This window comes from Enterococcus sp., from assembly GCF_022711995.1.
GTDB lineage: Bacteria > Bacillota > Bacilli > Lactobacillales > Enterococcaceae > Enterococcus_D.
The window spans coordinates 1-17,042 of the sequence record NZ_JALAHI010000158.1; the positions used below are offsets into that span (position 1 = coordinate 1).

The following is a 17,042-nucleotide window of genomic DNA, read 5'->3' on the forward strand; positions in this document are numbered from 1 at the left end:
AAATACAACGGTGTTGGCGATTTCTTTTTTATGGAAAAATCAATGAAACCTTTAGGATTGACGGCGTTTTTTTAGTGGAGATCATTGCTTTATTATGTGATTTTTTTAATCTTTCTCTAATCATATTCCTTGAACTTGTTTCTTTTTTTAGTATGCTTGGATGAGTTACTGCCTGTCTTGTCATATTTCCATCATTGATTCTCACAAAGAAACAATCTGGAAAATAAAAAATGAGAAGAAACAACTATTTATCATGAATCATTTATAATCATAATTTTGAAACGGACGAAAAAAAAATTATAATCCATTTTTAGTTTGAGGATAGACTATGGATAGCATGTCACGTGTTCTATGCGGTATTTTCCTCATTTTTATCAGTTAGGAGGGATAAAGTGAAGCGTTTTTTACCTACTTTTCTTGTTTTTCTATTGTTATCTTCCCCTTGTTTTTCCTATGCAGAGGTGGTTACGCAAGCAGAAAGCATACCAGAAAAAAGTGAAACTACCCACACAGTCAACGACTCGGGAAAACTAGGCAGTATCGACAAGAGTAACGAAGGTACCAAAGAAAGTAGTGGAGACACCACAAAACAAGAAAATGTATCGGCTGAAGAGACTGAGTCCTCAACTCCTGTGACCGATCACTCAGCATCTGAAGCACAATCCGATTTAGGGACTGTCCCGAGCTCTTCAGAAAATACGATAGAAGAATCAGAAGAGGCAGAAACGGTGATGGTAACCTTCAAAAGTACGGAAAATCATTTGTTTGAAACAGGGGAAGCAACTTTTCGACTTAAAAAAAGTAGAGGAGAGCGCCTGACAGCAAAGGAAATTCCTGTTTTTAAGAACCCGAAACTTTTTGAAGGCTGGCAGCTAGATGGGAAGCTGTATAGCAATGAAGATTTGCAAAATATGGTTATCGAACAAGATCAAACCTTGCAGGCAGTCTTTAAACAAGCAAGGAACCTCCGTGTTATGAGTTCTCTGGCAGAGGAATCTATCAAGGAAGTCATCGCAAGTGCGGATACTTCTCGGGTGATTGCGGTTCCAAGTCCAGCCGGGGATGGCGCAGCCTATGCGGAATATCCCAATAGCGTGGAGGGCATTCGCCAAGCATTGTTTGCCATGTACCAGAATGGGAACGGTGGTGAATTTGCGCTATACATTGGGTCAGGAGGTACTTTGACATTACCTGCAGCTTTAACTGCAAAAACGATACCAGATACGGTCGACAGTACCAATATGACTTTCTATGCTTTACAAGGAAAAATCAGTCGTTTGATACTGACCGGGCAGGCAGAGGATCCGATCACAACTTCGACCTCGCTGACTTCGGGTAGTCGAACAGTTGCTTTCGGGACGAGCACCTACTTTGGCTCCGACGTGGTTTTACGGAACCTTAATTATACGGGAACGACGATGTACATGAACGGCAACAGTCTTTCCTTGAACGGCGGGGCTACTGGAAATGGGTTTACGATATATGGTGGCACCAACAGTGGGGATTTGGAAGGCAATCCGACGATCACACTCAATGGCACAGGCTCAGGTACCTGGAACATTTATGGGGGCAACCAAAGCGGTGGCACGTTGACGGGGAATGCAACGATCAACGTCAACAATACCGTCTCTGGGATAAGCACCATTGCAGGAGGAGCCAATGTTGGAACGATCGCTGGTAATACAAAAGTGGCCATCAAGCAATTGAATGGTACATTGACAAATTATTATGGCGGTGGTGTTGGATCAAGCGCTACAAATGCAGCCAATGTGACGGGGAATGTTGAAACGACGATTGCTACGGGGAATAGTAATTTTCGTTTAGGCACATTCGTTGGTGGCGTTCAGTATGGCAAGATTAGCGGAAGTGTAAACAACACCGTTTCTGGTAACGGAGGCTGGACTGGGACAACTAATCGGTTTATCGGTGGTTCCTATTATGGGGACATTGGCTCGGATCCGACAAAAGATGCCATTCGAACGAATCTTGACTCGAGTCTCTATACTACAGGTCGGGCAACTTTTGAAGGTGGCAACCGCAATACTGGCACGATCAAAGGAAATATCGTAAATACGGTCAAAGCGGGACCTAGTGCCAATGTTGGCGGAATTGGGGACTTCAATGGTGGCGGCGGAAACAATGTCAGCACCCTCTCTCAAAGTTCGATGGGGGCCTCAAATACAACGACTTACGATAACTACACGCCAGCGCAACGGGCTCAATTAGCAGAAGCGGGGGCAAGTTTCAAAGTATACGGCAATATTACCTCCCATCTAGTCAGCGGCTCTTTTTCAAATGGTGCAACCTATACCACAGCCGCAGGTCGCGGTGGCTACATTGATGGGAATACCACGATTGAAGTGGGGTCGATTACAGCAGATAGCAGTCCAGGTGGAGACGGTATTGCTTATATAGGAACGAAGCCATCGAATCTTGCTTATTCTACCACGACCAAAAATCGCGGCGAATTATCCGGCTGGGATATTGTCGGCGGTGGCGGCTATCCAGGAACTGCTTGGGACATCTATATCAAAGGGAATACGAAAACGATTTTAAACAATACGGTTGCGCGCTGGACCTATGGCGGCTCTTTTTCAGGAGTTATTGAAGGCAATACATCGAATACATTGAATTCTGGAATCGTGGACACCTTGGAAGGGGCTGGTTATACCGGCAGAAGAGTCTACGGCAATAGCGAAACCACTGTCAATAACGGACAAGTGGATTGGTTTTTGTCTGGCGGCGGTTGGGACGATCTTCTGATCGGCGGCGATGTGGCCGTAACGGTTTATGATGGCGTGATCAATGCCTCCATGGGAGCATCTTATGGCGTCGCAAGTTCTCATACCATCAATGGAAATTCCAATAACCGGATTTTTGGGGGAGACTTTTCTGGCACACCACGAACCGGATCGAATGGTTTTTCCGGCGGTGTGACCAACAATGGCAGACTGTTAGGAAATGCCAGTTTAACATTGGATTTGCGAAATTATGATGGCGAATTTAAATTGCCTAGCGGGACCAATATTTCTGGTGGGAATCCTTACAATAGTACGAATATTGTCGGAACAGATACGTCGAATACGATTACGCTGAACATTTATACAAAACCAGGCTCGGATGTCTTAAATGGTGCCACGATTTATGGAGATGGCGGCCGAACGGCGAGCAACACAAGAAGCGGCAAAATCATAATGAACATTCAAGCACAAGATTCCAGTATTGGTAATTTATATACCACTTACTACTCGAATATTTCCTCAAATAAGATTTTAAGGGATGTCGAGTTGCGTATCCAAGGGGCCAAAAGTATCAATGGGATCTCTGGCGGGAATGCCACAGATAATTTTACCAATACCATCATTGGCAACAGTACGAACCAAGTCAAAGTGAATGTGGGAGAAAATGTAGACGGAACGAACACTTACCAAGACGTGCCGATTTCTATGACCGGACTAGGGCTTGTCAACTTTACTGAGCTGACGGTGACAAATGGCGTGACACTGATGGCCAATGGCGGAGATATCAAGAATGGCCGCTTAGCGACTGCCGCAACTCATGGAACAACCTATCACCAGTTTGGGACGATCCGGCTATCGAAAAATGCCGGTATTGGAATTTCTTCAGCTGCAAATGTCGTCTCAGGAAGTAAATTGACCATTGAAGGTGAAGCAACACTTGAATCGCCACCAGGCAATGGTCGGGTCAATATTTCTGATTTTGAAGTACCAGATCCCCAAAAAGATCATTTGACTTGGATCAAAAATACCGAGAACGATGCTGCAGCACGAGTAACAAGTCAGGGAACTTGGTTTGGAGAAGTCACTAGCTACCAAGTGTTGACTGTCAATCCAGTTGCAACGAATGCTGCGACGATCACCCCCATCACCTTTAGCGGTATTGAAAAGGCGACTGGAAAAACATTTATTGGGGACAATGATGTGACCGGAGCCAATGGCTATGGGATCGCGATTCCAGGGTCAATCATCGACTATGAAGTCACAATGCCCGGGATTGCTGATGGGCAAGGTACGATCACTCATGATGTGGCAGGGGTCAAAGAAAATAATGCGCCACTGGTGCTTCAAGCATGGGGAACAGATATTGCTGGCGTTCAGGTTCAAAAAGGGCGACTGCTCATTCCGTATACCGTCACGACTTTGCCAACATTGACCTTTACACCAGAAACCAAAAATACGGGCTCTTGGTTTTATGCGGGGAAAATCCAGTCAAGTAAAACCTCTAGTGAAACTGAAACGATCGCGGAACAAACAAATTCAGATCCAGTCAAGTGGCAGATTCCTGATGGGGAATATAGTTATCAAGTGAAAGTTACTTACTCGAATCAAGCGGAGCTTCAGGCTCAGAACGCCATTATTACGGAGCAAGAAGCGGAGAACCTTACCAAAGAAGAAGCACTGGACTACTTGCAGGCACAAGGGCGCCCTTTCTTTACCGATAGTCTGACGGAAGAAACATTAGCCGAGATTCGGGAACCACTAGGCAACGCCGTTTCTCGCAGTCATCCAGTGACTTTCAACGCCGGGACAGCAAATCAAACGGGACTTGAACAAAAGGTCAACCTCGTCGTGGTCAAAAACGAGAGTGTGTTAGCAAGTGATCGGCAATTCGCTGTCTATGCCAAAGATAGTCGCTTGACTTTAGCAGAAGCCAAGGCCATCACGAATCAAGCTGATTTGGCAGCATATACCCAAGCCACAACAATTTTTGCTGACGGCCGAGAAGCGCAACTGCCACAAGTTGGATTAGAAGCATTTGACGCAATCCAGCAAGCTACCGAGGAGGAGTTGCTCAAAAATGTTGCAACGACCTATCGTTACAGTGAAGATGATCAAACGGTTGAAAAAACAGTGAATGTGGCGATTGCCGGTGAGCTGACATTGAGCAGCGTGCCGACAACGATTGATTTTGGGGCACAAAAAATTGCCACCTCCACTCAAACCTATTGGGCAGATATTCAAGGAGATTTGATTGTCAAAGATACACGAGGATCAGAACGGAGTCCTTGGCGGCTTACCGTAAAAGAACAGCAGAGCTTGACTAGCGGTACCGATCAATTAGAAAACACCTTATTCTTTGTGAAAGATGGGATAGAGCAAGCACTAACAAATGGGGAAATTATTGTTGAAGAGCGAGAATTGACAGAAAACGGCAATTATCTTGTGAATCAAGAGTGGGGAGAAGTAGAAAATAAAGGTCTTAAACTAGTTGTTCCGGTAGAAAAACAAAAAACAGGTGACTATAGCGGAACCTTGTCCTGGCAACTGGTGTCTGCCCCCGGAAATCCATAAAAGGCAGGGAGAGTATAGATGAAAAAAATCATTATTGGAAGTATCCTTGGCTGGTTTTTCTTTTTTTCCGCAACTGCCTTCGCTACGGAGCTTGGTGCTTATGATAGCAATGGGATGGCGACATTTTACGGTGTCTATGACTATCCAAAAGAGCCAGAAGAAGAGCCAGAAACACCTGCAAAGGTGCCGGGAAATCAGCAAAGCAATCAACAAGGGGAAAAAATTCTGCCAGCAACAGGTTCAAGTCATTACAGCCCTCTTCAGCTTACGGGAGGAATCTGTTTTTTGGCAGCATTCATTATTTTATCAAAAAGGAGTAGACAAAATGAAAAAAATAGTATTTACAGCGGGTATTCTCATCTTTAGTTCAGTATTCTTAGAGACGGCAGTGGCAGCAGAATATACATCTAATGGGGCAGTCACCTTTGAAGCGGACGATTCCATTACCAAACCAGTGGATCCTACCGATCCTGAAAAACCAGTTGAACCAATTGATCCCACCGATCCCGATGGGCCAAATCCAGGGACAGCCGGACCTTTGTCGATCGACTTTGCTTCAAGCTTTCAGTTTGGCAATCAAAAGATCACCTCTGAAACCATGGATTACTACGCAAACTTGCAAGAGTTTTCTTCTGGTTCCAGAGGACCAAATTATGTCCAAGTAACGGATAAGCGCGGCACGCAAGAGGGTTGGTCACTAAGTGTCGTTCAAAATGGTCAATTCAAGACGGCGGAGAATGACGTGCTGGAAGGAGCTTCCTTATCCATTTCATCAGGAAAAACTACCTCTGTGACAGATATGCTATATGCACCAACAGTAACTGAAGCACATACCTTTGTCCCAGATAGCGAAGTGAACTTGGTCAATGCGCCAGAAGGCAAAGGGATGGGCACTTGGATCTATAAGTTTGGTGCAGATGAAACAGAAGGAGCGACTGCTGTAAAATTAAACGTTCCAGGTCGTTCCGTCAAACTCGCTAAAGAGTATCGGACAACGTTGACTTGGAAACTCAAAAATGTACCAGAGACTGAATAAGAAGGGGTAAAAAAATGAAAAGAGCTTTTGTATTTGTGGGAATTGGTTTAGGAATGACTGCTGGCGCATGGAATGTGTCGGCAGCAGAAACAGCGGATTATCAATCAAATGGGGTAGTTGATTTTATTCCTAATACAGACCCTACGAATCCGGTGAATCCAGAAAATCCTGACCCGGAAAACCCAGTGAATCCTGTCGATCCTACTGATCCAGAAGGGCCGACTCCAGGTACTAACGGTCCACTATCCATCGATTACGCCTCAAGCTTAGACTTTGGTGTCAATAAAATATCGAATAGAAATGAGACCTATTATGCACGGGCTCAAACCTACTTGAATGATGATGGAACCGTAGCAACGTTGAAAACCGCAAACTATGTGCAAGTCACAGATAATCGGGGAAACAATGCAGGGTGGCGTTTGACTGTAAAACAAAATGGACAATTCAAAAATGAACATACATTGCATCAAGAATTGACAGGATCGGTGATTTCCTTAACGAACCCTACAGTAAAGTCGAATGCAGTCGGTGTGACTGAACCCACTCCAACACAGACCATTACATTAGATGCCAACGGCTCAGAATCAGTCGTGATGACGGCGGCTGTGGGATCCGGTGCGGGAACTTGGGTCGATGCCTGGGGAAGTGTTGAAACAGTGACGGAGCTAGACAGCAATGACCAAGAAGTCGAATCAGCGATTACGAAAGCAATCGCATTAACGGTACCTGGCAGTACACCGAAAGACGCCGTTAGCTATAAAACAACATTGACTTGGACATTGGCTGATACACCAGAAAATGAAGCATAAGGAGTAGAAAAAATGAAAAAATTAGTAACTGCAGTAGCCTTCGTAGGGTTGGGAATGGCACTACCGATCTCTGTTCAAGCAGCAGAGGTAGCCGCCTATCATTCAAACGGCCAAATTATCTTTGAACCAAACACAGAACCAACGGATCCAATCAGTCCAACGGATCCGGATCCAGAAAATCCAATCAAACCAGTCGACCCGACCACACCTGGTGGAGATCCTGAGCCAGGAACCACTGGCCCGTTATCAATCGATTTTGCTTCTAGTTTGTATTTTGGTACGCAAATCATCACTTCAAAAACGGAAACCTATTACGCTGCGCCTCAAGAATATGTGGATTCAAAAGGCACAGGGCAACAAGGACCAAACTTTGTCCAAGTCACAGATAACCGAGGAACCGAAAGCGGTTGGACATTGCACGTCAAACAGAATGGCCAGTTTAAAACAGCCGAAGACCAAGAGTTACAAGCAGCTCAAATCCGCTTGAAGAATGGCACGATCGTTACACCATCCGATTCACCAAAACCTTCTCACATTAATGGTGCAATCACATTGAATCCTAACGGTGCTGAATCATTAGTCATGAGTGCACAAGAAGGGGAAGGCGCCGGAACTTACCTGATGAGCTGGGGAGACAGCTTGTCTGCAGCACTAAAAAGTGTTGAATTAGAAGTGCCGGGTTCAACAACAAAATATGCCACGAAGTATAGTACTACGCTTACTTGGTTGTTGACAGATACACCGACGAATCCTTAGTCATCCACGCCCTTGAGCACTGACCATTTTCGCTTAAGGGCGATACATAGATAGAAAGGAACAAATCCATTATGAAAAAAAGCAAGTCCCTCGTTACGTTAATACTAGCAAGTTTTTTCTTTTTCTTTTCGGTAAAAGGACTGGCATCTGAGCTCAATTTTGCTGTCAATCCCGTTATACCAGAAAACCAAATCGATAAAGCGAAAACTTACTTTGATTTAAAAATGGCTCCGGGTTCTGTTCAAACTGTGGAAGTTCAATTAAGAAATGATACGAATAACGATGTGGTGATCGAACCGAAGATTGCTTCCGCCACCACCAATCTCAATGGTGTGGTTGAATATGGTCCCAACGATATCGAACCGGATGAAACCTTAAAACACAATCTAAAGGACTTAGTGGAGGTTGCAGAGACCATTACAATTCCTAAGAAATCTCAAATCACATTGCCGATAAAAATAAAGATGCCTGCAGAAGACTTTACAGGGGTGATTTCAGGTGGTGTGACATTCAAAGAAAAAACAGCGGCGACTGCTGATTCGTCTACGGATAAGGGACTAGCCATCAAAAATGAATATGCCTATGTCGTGGGGATCTTGTTGCGGCAAACAACGGATGAGGTAACCCCGGATTTGAATTTAGTAGCCGTCGCACCGAGTCAAGTGAATGCCCGCAATGTCATCAATGTGACATTGCAAAATCCGACAGCTACTTATTTGAATTCCTTTCGGTTGATCAACGAAGTCACTAAAAAAGGACAGTCAGACAGTCTTTATTCTTCGGATACTGCTAAGATGCAGATGGCGCCGAACTCCCATTTCTCCTATCCTATCTCCTTACAAGGACAAAAGCTTGAAGCAGGGGAGTATGTGCTAAAATCCGTTGCGTATAGCGGAAAAAGTGATCAAGGACAGTATAAGGTCAAAAATGGGGAAGAGGAAGAAACCTATTTATATAAATGGGAATTTGAAAAAGAGTTTACAGTAGCCGGAGATGTGGCTCGCGATCTTAATCAAAAAGATGTCACCATCGAACAAGACCATACATGGATCTACCTGTTGATTGGGCTGCTCTTATTGATTCTCGCGCTTTTGCTTATTTGGTATCGTCGGAAGAAAAAGGATGAAGAATAACTGGTTTTGGCAAATCATCATCGATGGACTGATTATTTGCGGGTTCATTTTACTTTCTTTCCCATTTCTCAAAGAAAATGTTATTGGCATCCAGTTAGGGCAAAGCCAGCTGGTCATAGCGGAGCAATTGCCCAATGAATTTGTCGCAGAAGAGCCGATTCAGATCCCGACGATTGAAGAGGTTCTAACCGCGGACTCAGCGCAAGTTACTGCATATGGCTTTGTTTCCATCGAGGTCCTTCAGTTTCAACAACCCCTCCTAATCGGGCTGACCAATCAGCAATTGAGGCGAGGGGGCGTCGTTATGTTTCCAGAACGTTCACTGACGCAAGATAATTTCGTGATCTTAGGGCACCATTTAGGCCGAGAAAGTCTCTTATTCGGTTTGTTGAAACAAGCAAAAGTCGGAATGGAAGTGAGAGTCACTTATTTAGAACAAACGCACACTTATACGATTGATGCAATCAAAGAAGTTGCTGAAACGGATTTAGAAGTGATCGGCAATCAGCAGCCCCACTTAACCTTGATCACTTGTCCAACACCGACTAGGACGGATCAACGATTAGTGATTACGGCAAAGCCGATTTCAATGGCGGTAAAAGAAGATGCACAAACAGAGACTACCAAGAAAGAAACACAAAAGATAAGGCACCAACAAAAACAGCTGTGGCAGCAGCAAGCAAGAGATAGCTGGGGCATTCTGCTGTTGCTTTTTCTGATGATGTGGGGCTGTCTCTGGGGGACCCATCGATTAATGACACGTAAAACAAGTGACTAGTCCCTAGATAGAACTATTTAAGGCGGTGAATGATCAATGAAACATAAATTTGGCTATGTGTTAGGGGCCGTTATTATTATCGGAATGATCGATCTGGCCGCAGAACAGGTGGTATTCGCTACCATCTACAATCCATTAAATCCTTCAGAAGAAATCACTCCCAAAGATCCTCCTCTAACGGCTCCTGTCGATGAACAAGCGCCTGAGGCAGAAGAACCATCGCCTGTAAAGGAAGAGCAACCCAAAGAAACCCAACATGAGGAACAGAAATTGTCGAATGAAACCAAGCGATTTTTACCTGCTCATAAGCAATTGACGAAACGATTGACGGTGGCCGATATGTTTCTGTCAGAAGGTCTGTCGATCGATTTAGCGTTGCCTGATGAGGATTCAGGTAGTGGTGGAGATGATAAGCAGTCTTACTTGACGAACTTATGCTATTTATTTACCGGAAGCGTCCTTTATGGACAAACGAACGATGGAGGACTTAAAACACATGTTTTTGACATTTTTGAATAAGGCGGATAAACGGAAACTACAACTACTTCAATATTTGGAAAATGCCGTTTCTTTATCCGAGACCAAAGAGGTGCTGATAGACAATTTGATGATGTCGGAATTTTTGATTAATAAAACCGTACAGGAATTGAATACAGACTTTTATGAATTTGGTTTGGAGGATGAATTTGGGATTGTCACCGATGGCACAGTAATCAAATTAAACGCTTCGGGTCTAGCAACCTCAGATACGGTTTTGACGTATTATTTAGACCAATCACTGAAATTTTCGATGCTGAGAGAATGCTTTTTTGAACAGCTTGTCTCACTTTATGAATTTGCCACCAACCATTTTTTAAGTCATACCCCTGTTTACAAGGAATTCAAACTCTTTAAGCAGATTCTTAACGACTATGACATTGAAGTGACGAAGGAATTTCGGTTGGCCGGAGAAGAAAATGAGATCAGAGAATTCATACTATTGTTTTTTATGAAAGAATATTATTTGAATCAATCGCTTTTCCCTAAAGAAATTGAGATGAAACGAAAGACATTTGATATGCTTAACGATCAGGAGTGGATGAATCCCCAGCAATCAGCTCGGATGCAGATCCGCAAAGACCAGTTTTTAGGGATTATCATCACTCGAATGTGCAATGGGCATTTTCTGCAGAATGTCGTGGAGGACGGACTGATCCATGCAGAACACTTGCGCATCGTTGAAGAGCTGCAGGCCTGGCTGGCAAAAATCGTTCCGCAGGCGAATGCAGCCACCTTGGAACGAGAAGCGCGGGAAATATTGCGGTTTTTGATTGTAGAAGGCTGGTTAGTGGAAAATGATCGTTACATTAATCAGAACCAGTACATCGCGCAATTGAATGAACATTTCTTTTCCAAACTTACAGATCGTTTCGCCCTTTCTCCAGAGACTCTGACACTTCTTACAACGGAATTAACCAGCATTCATTATCAATTACTTTCTTTTTCTTTCAGTTCCCGTTGTGAATACCAGCATCTGGACGTCACGTATTTTTTAGAAACCTATCCAGAGTATGTGGCTTTTTGCCGCAAGTATCTCGAAGAAAACCGGAATCGACCGATTTTGTGGAACAATAAGGAGTTTCTTTTTTTTCGCTATTTGATTTTACTGATTTCAACGATTCCAGTAAAGGAGATCTCTGTTCCTCTTTATGTCTGTGTTGATTTCTCCTATGGCCGTTCCTATAATCAAATGATTCGGAATAACATTGAGAAAATCCTTGATTTAAACATTCAGTTTCAAAATTTTCCCGATGAGCAAACCCATCTGACCCTTTCTAATATGGCTTTTTATGGGGCGATGGGGATCGATCATATTCTATGGTTGTCGCCGCCGCGACCGGTGGATTGGGTGAATTTTACCGAGAAAGTGATTGGGATTCGCAGAGAATTTTTAAAAGAACATTTTGAATAATAATTTTATGAGCTGGCGGTTAGGACAGCAAATTGAAAGATGGAATCGAAGACAGCGATGTTTTCGATTTTTTTCATTTTGTCTCTTCCTCTGTGTAGGGATTTTTTTGCAGGAATACTTTTTTTGGTGGAAATTTGGTATGATAAGGAGAGAATTGGAAAAAGAGGTGTACCATGGCAGAAGGGAATCAAACCAAAGCAGTCATTGGGCAAACATTCGTTGAACTTTGTGAAACAAAAGAAATAAATAAAATCAGTATTCAGGAATTGGCTGAAACAGCGCAGATCAATCGGCAAACCTTTTATTATCACTTTCCAGATAAAAAATCATTGATACGTTGGATCTACCAAACAGATGCGCTGATTTATTTAACCTCCGAAAATATCTCACTGGATAATTGGGAGGAAGCAGCATTGAAAATGTTGAAGGCGATGCGACAAAATGGGCTGTTTTATCGGAAATCAGTTACCTATGATCGCGACATTTTGATGAGTGAATTTTATCAAATCACTGAGCCTTTGTTTCAGCGCTTGTTTGACGAAGTCGATGAGGAGCAGCAACTGTCGCAGCAAGACATTGCTTTTTACAGCCGTTTTTTTTCGTATGGCTGTAGCGGAATCTTAGAAACTTGGATTCGTGATGATTTTCCGGAAATGCCGTTAGAAATTGCAACGCAGCTTTTTCGTTTGGCAAAAGATGTCGAATTTTTTTCTTATCAAATTTATCAAAAAGAGGAGCAATAAGAATGACCAAAGTGTTATTTGTTTGTTTAGGAAATATTTGTCGTTCACCGATGGCAGAAGGGCTTTTTAAGCAAGCCGTAATCGAAGGGCAATTCCCTTGGCAGATCGATTCAGCAGCCACCAGTTCATGGGAAGCTGGCAATCCCCCGCATCCAGGTACGCGCAAGGTTTTGGAAGCGGCAGGGGTTCCTTGGCAGGGAATGGTCTCCCGTAAGATCACACCCGAAGATTTTAAGACCTATGACTGGATCATAGGCATGGATCACAGCAATTATGAGGATTTACTCGCCATGGCTCCAGCCGGTACGGAGCATAAGCTATATACCTATTTAAGCATCGTTCCTGAAGCGCCAAAAGATATTCCGGATCCTTATTACACCGGTGATTTTCAGCAGACATACCAATTGATTCAAGCAGGACTCCCCCTTTGGCTGGAAAAAATTGCCCGTAGCGCCAATTAAAGGCAATGTTCGCTTGTGTTTTCCTCAGAATTTGTTAAAATGAAAGCAATAAATGAGAACGTATGTGCGGTTTTGCGAGAAACCCGCTGCTGTTAGCAGAAAGGAAAGACCAATGGAAAAGAAATCATCGCCCATCAGGCAGCTGGGCAAGTTGATTGTTATGACTTCGACAACCTTGTTGGATACTTTCTTCAGTGACAATGCCGATAAAAGAAATCAAACCGAAAAGATCAATGAGATTCGGCAAATTTTGCAAAAAGCGGCCAGTGACAAGCATTTGGTTGTTTTGCAAGTCAAAACTAAGGTTGGTAGTTTTGAGACGATTGCCGGATGGATCGTTGGAAAGACGGTGGCCAAAGAACAAGTCGTTTTAAAACTGCAAAGTGATCGGCAACAGATTCGCATGATCCCTTTGACGAATGTTTTAAAGGTCAGTACATTAAAGGTCAAAGCAACGCGACCGGAAAAATAAAAAAAGTCTGTGACGCAAGTCAAAACAAGATACCTAAGCAGAGATGCCGCGATGGCGTGGGAGCCATTCAGCACAGCAAAGGTAGTTGTTTTACTGCTCACAGACTTTTTTTAGGTTCAGCAATGAATTGAGATCAGAGGCGTTTTTGCCAGCAGCTTTTGATTCAGAGGGGGGAAAGACAAAAAAAGGAGCCTGTCAGTGGGTGGCTGACAGGCTAGGAGTTAAAAATGAAAAGTGTTAGTTAGGGTTGTTTGTTGGTATGCTTATACTATAGTCGCCAAATGTGAATTTTTTGTGTAGAAAAGCTTGGAAAGTTTTAAAGATTGCAGTTCAAGAAAAAAAGACAAAAAAGTACCCGCCGGTGGGTGGCCGGCGGGAAGGAGTTAAAAATGAAAAAGTGTTAGGGTTGTTTGTTGGTATGCTTATACTATACTCATTAAATATGAATATTTTGTGACAAAAGTTTTCGGAAGTTCTTAAGAATCGGTAACGATTCGGTTACACTTGCTGATTTTTTTCATTGAAGTATTTTTTCAATGTGCGGTAAAGATCGATATATTGGGCATCCGCAGCTGCATAATCCCAAAGATAAGTGGCCATGGTTGGGTTCATTTTTTTCATTAATTGGTTGGAACTGATCACCAAGTCATAGGTATCCTTTAGCTGCGGATCGTAAGGATCTGCTTGCACAAAGGTCAAATCTTGCAGAAATTGATTAAGTGATTGAACAAGTAAGAAGTTGTCTTCCAAAACGACACCCACATGCAACCGGTTGGAGTAGCGGATCTTGTCATAAAATGGCAGCAAGACGTGAGTAAACATCGCGGCAAACTGTTCTTGATTGATGTCGTTGATATAATCTACATTGTTCGCGGAGCGATAGTCGGTAAAAAATTGATCAATATGCTGATGCAATTGTTCTTGCGGCAGTCCGTGATCCATTGACGGCGTAAGCAGTCGATAGATATTAGGAAAGGGTTGACGGAAGACATAGTTGCCAAAAGCTGCATTGATCAGATTGCCAATCAGGATCGGATCGTCCAAAAGCTCTTGTTGTTCAGCAAAATAAGTTTGCTTCATCTGGGCAAGAAAATCTGAGACCAGCGGATAGATCGGATTTTGCTTCGTTGTATAAAAAGCCAATGCCTGTTGCAAAGAAGGATCTTCCTCAGACAAGTAGAAAGGCAGCATTTGCGAGAGGAGATAGATAAAGCTGGATTCTCCTTTAAGCTGTTTTTCTGTCAGTTCAGTTTCTGCTGTTAACGTGTCGCGTAAGCGATTAAAATCATAATAGCGGTTATTTTTCATCAAAAAATTATAGCGGCGATCGTATTTAGCAAAGTTGGCTTTTCTCATACGCAAAAGGATCAGAGCAGCAAAATATTTTAATTCCAGCTTCCCTAGATAGGAACGAGAAATCGGAAAATAGCTAGCAAAGGCATCGACAAATGCTTCTGCATCAGATTCTGAAACGGCAAAGGGCCATTTGATCCCTCGAACACCTAGCCAGATAATATTGAACAAGGAAAGCCGTGCTAAGCGCTCATCGCCAACGAGATTGGATTCTGTATAAGTAAAACGCAAGTGAAACTGCTTTAAATGATTCTTTAAATATTCGAATTTTCGGGATACTGTTGAACGGCTGACATCATATTTCTTACAAAAATCCGTAATCGTCGGATTTTCTTCATTCAGCATATAAAGAACATATAAAAATGGTACGCTCTTGTTCAAAAGATAAAATCGGTACTCATCAATCGTCGCCGCAATATTTTGGGGCTGCAGCTTGCCACCACGTCCAAGTATCGACAAGTGATCCGGGGTCAACTCGTGTAAATCCTGATCGATCTCAGTTAGCTCAATAAATGTTTGCTGATAGCTCAAATCCATTTCTTTAGCTAATTGCGCGATTGGATGATTTGGATTTTGTAAAGTAAGCATGCGCCGGAATAATTTAAATTTGATCAACGTCTGCGGATCCATCATAAGTTCTTCGTAAAACATAAATATCCTCCTTTAATGGGTCTATTGTACCTGTTTTTAGTTCAACTGTCAGTCTTTTATCAAAAAAAAAGACCTACCTTGCAAAATTGGTAGGTCATTTTTAATGAATTAATGATTTTTGACGGATTTCGGTTCTTTTTTGTACCAAACCCAAGCAAGACCGAGGATGAAACCGATAACTGCGGGTGTCAGCCACCCCATACCAATCTCGAAGAAAGGCAGGTACTTCTCTGCTGTTTTTAAGAGGTATTGGACGACCGTCGTGTCCCGAAGGATCGCTGGACTCGCATTTAAGCCATCGATGATAGCTGCCACCAAAGTGAAATACGTCGTCATGCGATAGACACTGGCACGATGCTGGAACAACGGGCTGATGATCGCCAACAAAATCAATGTAATCGCCAATGGATAGATAAACATCAGAACGGGAGTTGAGAATTCAATGATCTTCGTCAAGCCGACATTTGCAAAGACTGCTGGCAGAATGCTGGCAACAGCACTGAAAAACAAGTAGCTTTTTGCTGGAAACAATTCTGCAAAGGTTTCAGCAAACGCAGTGATCAACCCGATGGCTGTTTTCAAACAGGCTAAAATGACGATCAATGCCAGCAACAGACTGCCGGCACGGCCTAAGTAGTGATTCGCTACTTGTGCCAATGCGATCCCACCATTGGCGCTGATCGCAAATTTTCCGAGGCTCATCGCTCCCATATAAGAGAGTAATGTATAGATGATTCCCATCAAAAGGATACTGATAGAGCCAGAAAGAATCGTATCTTTTGCGATTTCAGAGGGCTTGGTGATGCCCATGTTACGGATCGCAGTGACGATAATGATCCCAAAAGCCAAAGAGGCTAGCGCATCCAGTGTATTGTAGCCATTTGTAAAACCAGTGAAGAAGGCGTGTTCTTGGTACAACTGGGAAACCGGGGCTTCTTGGATCGAACCCATAGGTTGCGTAAAAGCAAAGACTAAAAGTAAGCCAAGCAATACCAGAAAGAGCGGGTTCAAAAATTTTCCTACATAATCCAATATCTTACTAGGCTTGCGAGAAAACCACCAGGCAGCGCCAAAAAACAGAATGGAAAACAAGGCCAATAAGGGGGCTTGGAGGTCTGGAGAAACGAAGGGAACCAAACCGATCTCAAAGGATGTCGTAGCCAAACGAGGCAATGCAAAAAAAGGACCAATCACTAAATAAAGTAAAACCGTAAAAATAATAGCATAACGACGATTGATCCGTGAAGCTAACTCGAAGACCCCGGTACTTTGGGAAAGACCGAATGCGATGACCCCTAAAAAGGGTAACCCAATCCCAGTCACTAAGAAACCAAGATTAGCGAGCAGCACATTGCTGCCGGCTTCTTGTCCCATATGCACCGGGAATATCAAGTTTCCTGCACCAAAGAATAGACCAAACAACATAGAACCAACGTACAAATAGTCTTGAATGCGTAACTTTTTCTTCATAAAAATTTACTCCTATAGTTCTTTAGTTTTAAAAAAAATAACAAAAAAACGATCAAATAGCAACTCTTAGTTAGTCAAAGACCAAAAAAAGAAACTAGAGAACAAGCAGCAAGACAA

The 17,042-nt window shown here is 43.1% G+C and carries 14 protein-coding genes; 12 read left to right on the top strand and 2 right to left on the bottom strand.

The genetic code is table 11. The annotated features are described in order from the left end of the window. Positions 1 to 392: 392 nt before the first annotated feature. The 12 genes from Q0A12_RS15445 to Q0A12_RS15500 all read left to right on the top strand — a co-directional run bounded on the left by Q0A12_RS15445 (position 393) and on the right by Q0A12_RS15500 (position 13,451). Positions 393 to 5,312, top strand: a complete 4,920-nt coding sequence (locus Q0A12_RS15445; RefSeq protein WP_291293518.1) for a hypothetical protein — start codon at positions 393 to 395, stop codon at positions 5,310 to 5,312. A gap of 18 nt (positions 5,313 to 5,330) precedes the next feature. Further along, positions 5,331 to 5,678: an LPXTG cell wall anchor domain-containing protein gene (locus Q0A12_RS15450; RefSeq protein WP_291293519.1), complete on the top strand. Its 348-nt coding sequence runs from the start codon at positions 5,331 to 5,333 to the stop codon at positions 5,676 to 5,678. Further along, complete coding sequence (locus tag Q0A12_RS15455) at positions 5,638 to 6,348, top strand: WxL domain-containing protein (protein WP_291293520.1); 711 nt, start codon at positions 5,638 to 5,640, stop codon at positions 6,346 to 6,348. Before Q0A12_RS15450 ends, Q0A12_RS15455 begins: the two co-directional genes overlap by 41 nt. 14 nt (positions 6,349 to 6,362) lie before the next feature. Continuing rightward, positions 6,363 to 7,157 carry a WxL domain-containing protein gene (locus Q0A12_RS15460; RefSeq protein WP_291293521.1) on the top strand — a complete coding sequence of 265 codons (795 nt, stop codon included), beginning with the start codon at positions 6,363 to 6,365 and terminating at the stop codon, positions 7,155 to 7,157. A gap of 12 nt (positions 7,158 to 7,169) precedes the next feature. Continuing rightward, positions 7,170 to 7,913: a WxL domain-containing protein gene (locus Q0A12_RS15465; RefSeq protein ID WP_291293522.1), complete on the top strand. Its 744-nt coding sequence runs from the start codon at positions 7,170 to 7,172 to the stop codon at positions 7,911 to 7,913. A gap of 71 nt (positions 7,914 to 7,984) precedes the next feature. Continuing rightward, entirely contained in the window at positions 7,985 to 9,046 is a 1,062-nt protein-coding gene (locus Q0A12_RS15470) for a DUF916 and DUF3324 domain-containing protein (protein ID WP_291293523.1), read from the top strand. After that, on the top strand, positions 9,036 to 9,824 hold the full coding sequence (locus Q0A12_RS15475; protein WP_291293524.1) for a class A sortase: 789 nt from the start codon (positions 9,036 to 9,038) through the stop codon (positions 9,822 to 9,824). Before Q0A12_RS15470 ends, Q0A12_RS15475 begins: the two co-directional genes overlap by 11 nt. Before the next feature lie 36 nt (positions 9,825 to 9,860). Further along, a complete protein-coding gene (locus tag Q0A12_RS15480) occupies positions 9,861 to 10,343 on the top strand; it encodes a hypothetical protein (RefSeq protein ID WP_291293525.1) in 483 nt (160 codons plus the stop codon). Beyond that, positions 10,321 to 11,775 (top strand): helix-turn-helix domain-containing protein, encoded by a 1,455-nt coding sequence (locus Q0A12_RS15485; protein ID WP_291293526.1) that lies wholly within the window; start codon positions 10,321 to 10,323, stop codon positions 11,773 to 11,775. Before Q0A12_RS15480 ends, Q0A12_RS15485 begins: the two co-directional genes overlap by 23 nt. 173 nt (positions 11,776 to 11,948) lie before the next feature. Further along, a complete protein-coding gene (locus Q0A12_RS15490; protein WP_291293527.1) occupies positions 11,949 to 12,518 on the top strand; it encodes a TetR/AcrR family transcriptional regulator in 570 nt (189 codons plus the stop codon). 2 nt (positions 12,519 to 12,520) lie between these two features. Next, on the top strand, positions 12,521 to 12,979 hold the full coding sequence (locus Q0A12_RS15495) for a low molecular weight protein-tyrosine-phosphatase (RefSeq protein WP_291293528.1): 459 nt from the start codon (positions 12,521 to 12,523) through the stop codon (positions 12,977 to 12,979). Positions 12,980 to 13,091: 112 nt separating this feature from the next. Further along, the gene (locus Q0A12_RS15500) at positions 13,092 to 13,451 is read left to right on the top strand and encodes a hypothetical protein (protein ID WP_291293529.1); all 360 of its coding nucleotides are present in this window, start codon (positions 13,092 to 13,094) and stop codon (positions 13,449 to 13,451) included. A gap of 498 nt (positions 13,452 to 13,949) precedes the next feature. On the opposite strand, the gene Q0A12_RS15505 is transcribed toward Q0A12_RS15500, so the two are convergent. Both Q0A12_RS15505 and brnQ read right to left on the bottom strand, forming a co-directional pair. Then, positions 13,950 to 15,455 (bottom strand): helix-turn-helix domain-containing protein, encoded by a 1,506-nt coding sequence (locus Q0A12_RS15505; protein WP_291293530.1) that lies wholly within the window; start codon positions 15,453 to 15,455, stop codon positions 13,950 to 13,952. Between the two features lie 108 nt (positions 15,456 to 15,563). Next, positions 15,564 to 16,925: a branched-chain amino acid transport system II carrier protein gene (brnQ, locus tag Q0A12_RS15510; RefSeq protein WP_291293531.1), complete on the bottom strand. Its 1,362-nt coding sequence runs from the start codon at positions 16,923 to 16,925 to the stop codon at positions 15,564 to 15,566. Positions 16,926 to 17,042 lie beyond the last annotated feature (117 nt).

Coding starts and splice junctions, on each gene's coding strand:
- Q0A12_RS15450 (WP_291293519.1), top strand. CDS start 5,331: ATGAAAAAAATCATTATTGGAAGTATCCTTGGCTGGTTTTTCTTTTTT.
- Q0A12_RS15455 (WP_291293520.1), top strand. CDS start 5,638: ATGAAAAAAATAGTATTTACAGCGGGTATTCTCATCTTTAGTTCAGTA.
- Q0A12_RS15460 (WP_291293521.1), top strand. CDS start 6,363: ATGAAAAGAGCTTTTGTATTTGTGGGAATTGGTTTAGGAATGACTGCT.
- Q0A12_RS15465 (WP_291293522.1), top strand. CDS start 7,170: ATGAAAAAATTAGTAACTGCAGTAGCCTTCGTAGGGTTGGGAATGGCA.
- Q0A12_RS15470 (WP_291293523.1), top strand. CDS start 7,985: ATGAAAAAAAGCAAGTCCCTCGTTACGTTAATACTAGCAAGTTTTTTC.
- Q0A12_RS15475 (WP_291293524.1), top strand. CDS start 9,036: ATGAAGAATAACTGGTTTTGGCAAATCATCATCGATGGACTGATTATT.
- Q0A12_RS15480 (WP_291293525.1), top strand. CDS start 9,861: ATGAAACATAAATTTGGCTATGTGTTAGGGGCCGTTATTATTATCGGA.
- Q0A12_RS15485 (WP_291293526.1), top strand. CDS start 10,321: ATGTTTTTGACATTTTTGAATAAGGCGGATAAACGGAAACTACAACTA.
- Q0A12_RS15490 (WP_291293527.1), top strand. CDS start 11,949: ATGGCAGAAGGGAATCAAACCAAAGCAGTCATTGGGCAAACATTCGTT.
- Q0A12_RS15495 (WP_291293528.1), top strand. CDS start 12,521: ATGACCAAAGTGTTATTTGTTTGTTTAGGAAATATTTGTCGTTCACCG.
- Q0A12_RS15500 (WP_291293529.1), top strand. CDS start 13,092: ATGGAAAAGAAATCATCGCCCATCAGGCAGCTGGGCAAGTTGATTGTT.
- Q0A12_RS15505 (WP_291293530.1), bottom strand. CDS start 15,455: ATGTTTTACGAAGAACTTATGATGGATCCGCAGACGTTGATCAAATTT.
- brnQ (WP_291293531.1), bottom strand. CDS start 16,925: ATGAAGAAAAAGTTACGCATTCAAGACTATTTGTACGTTGGTTCTATG.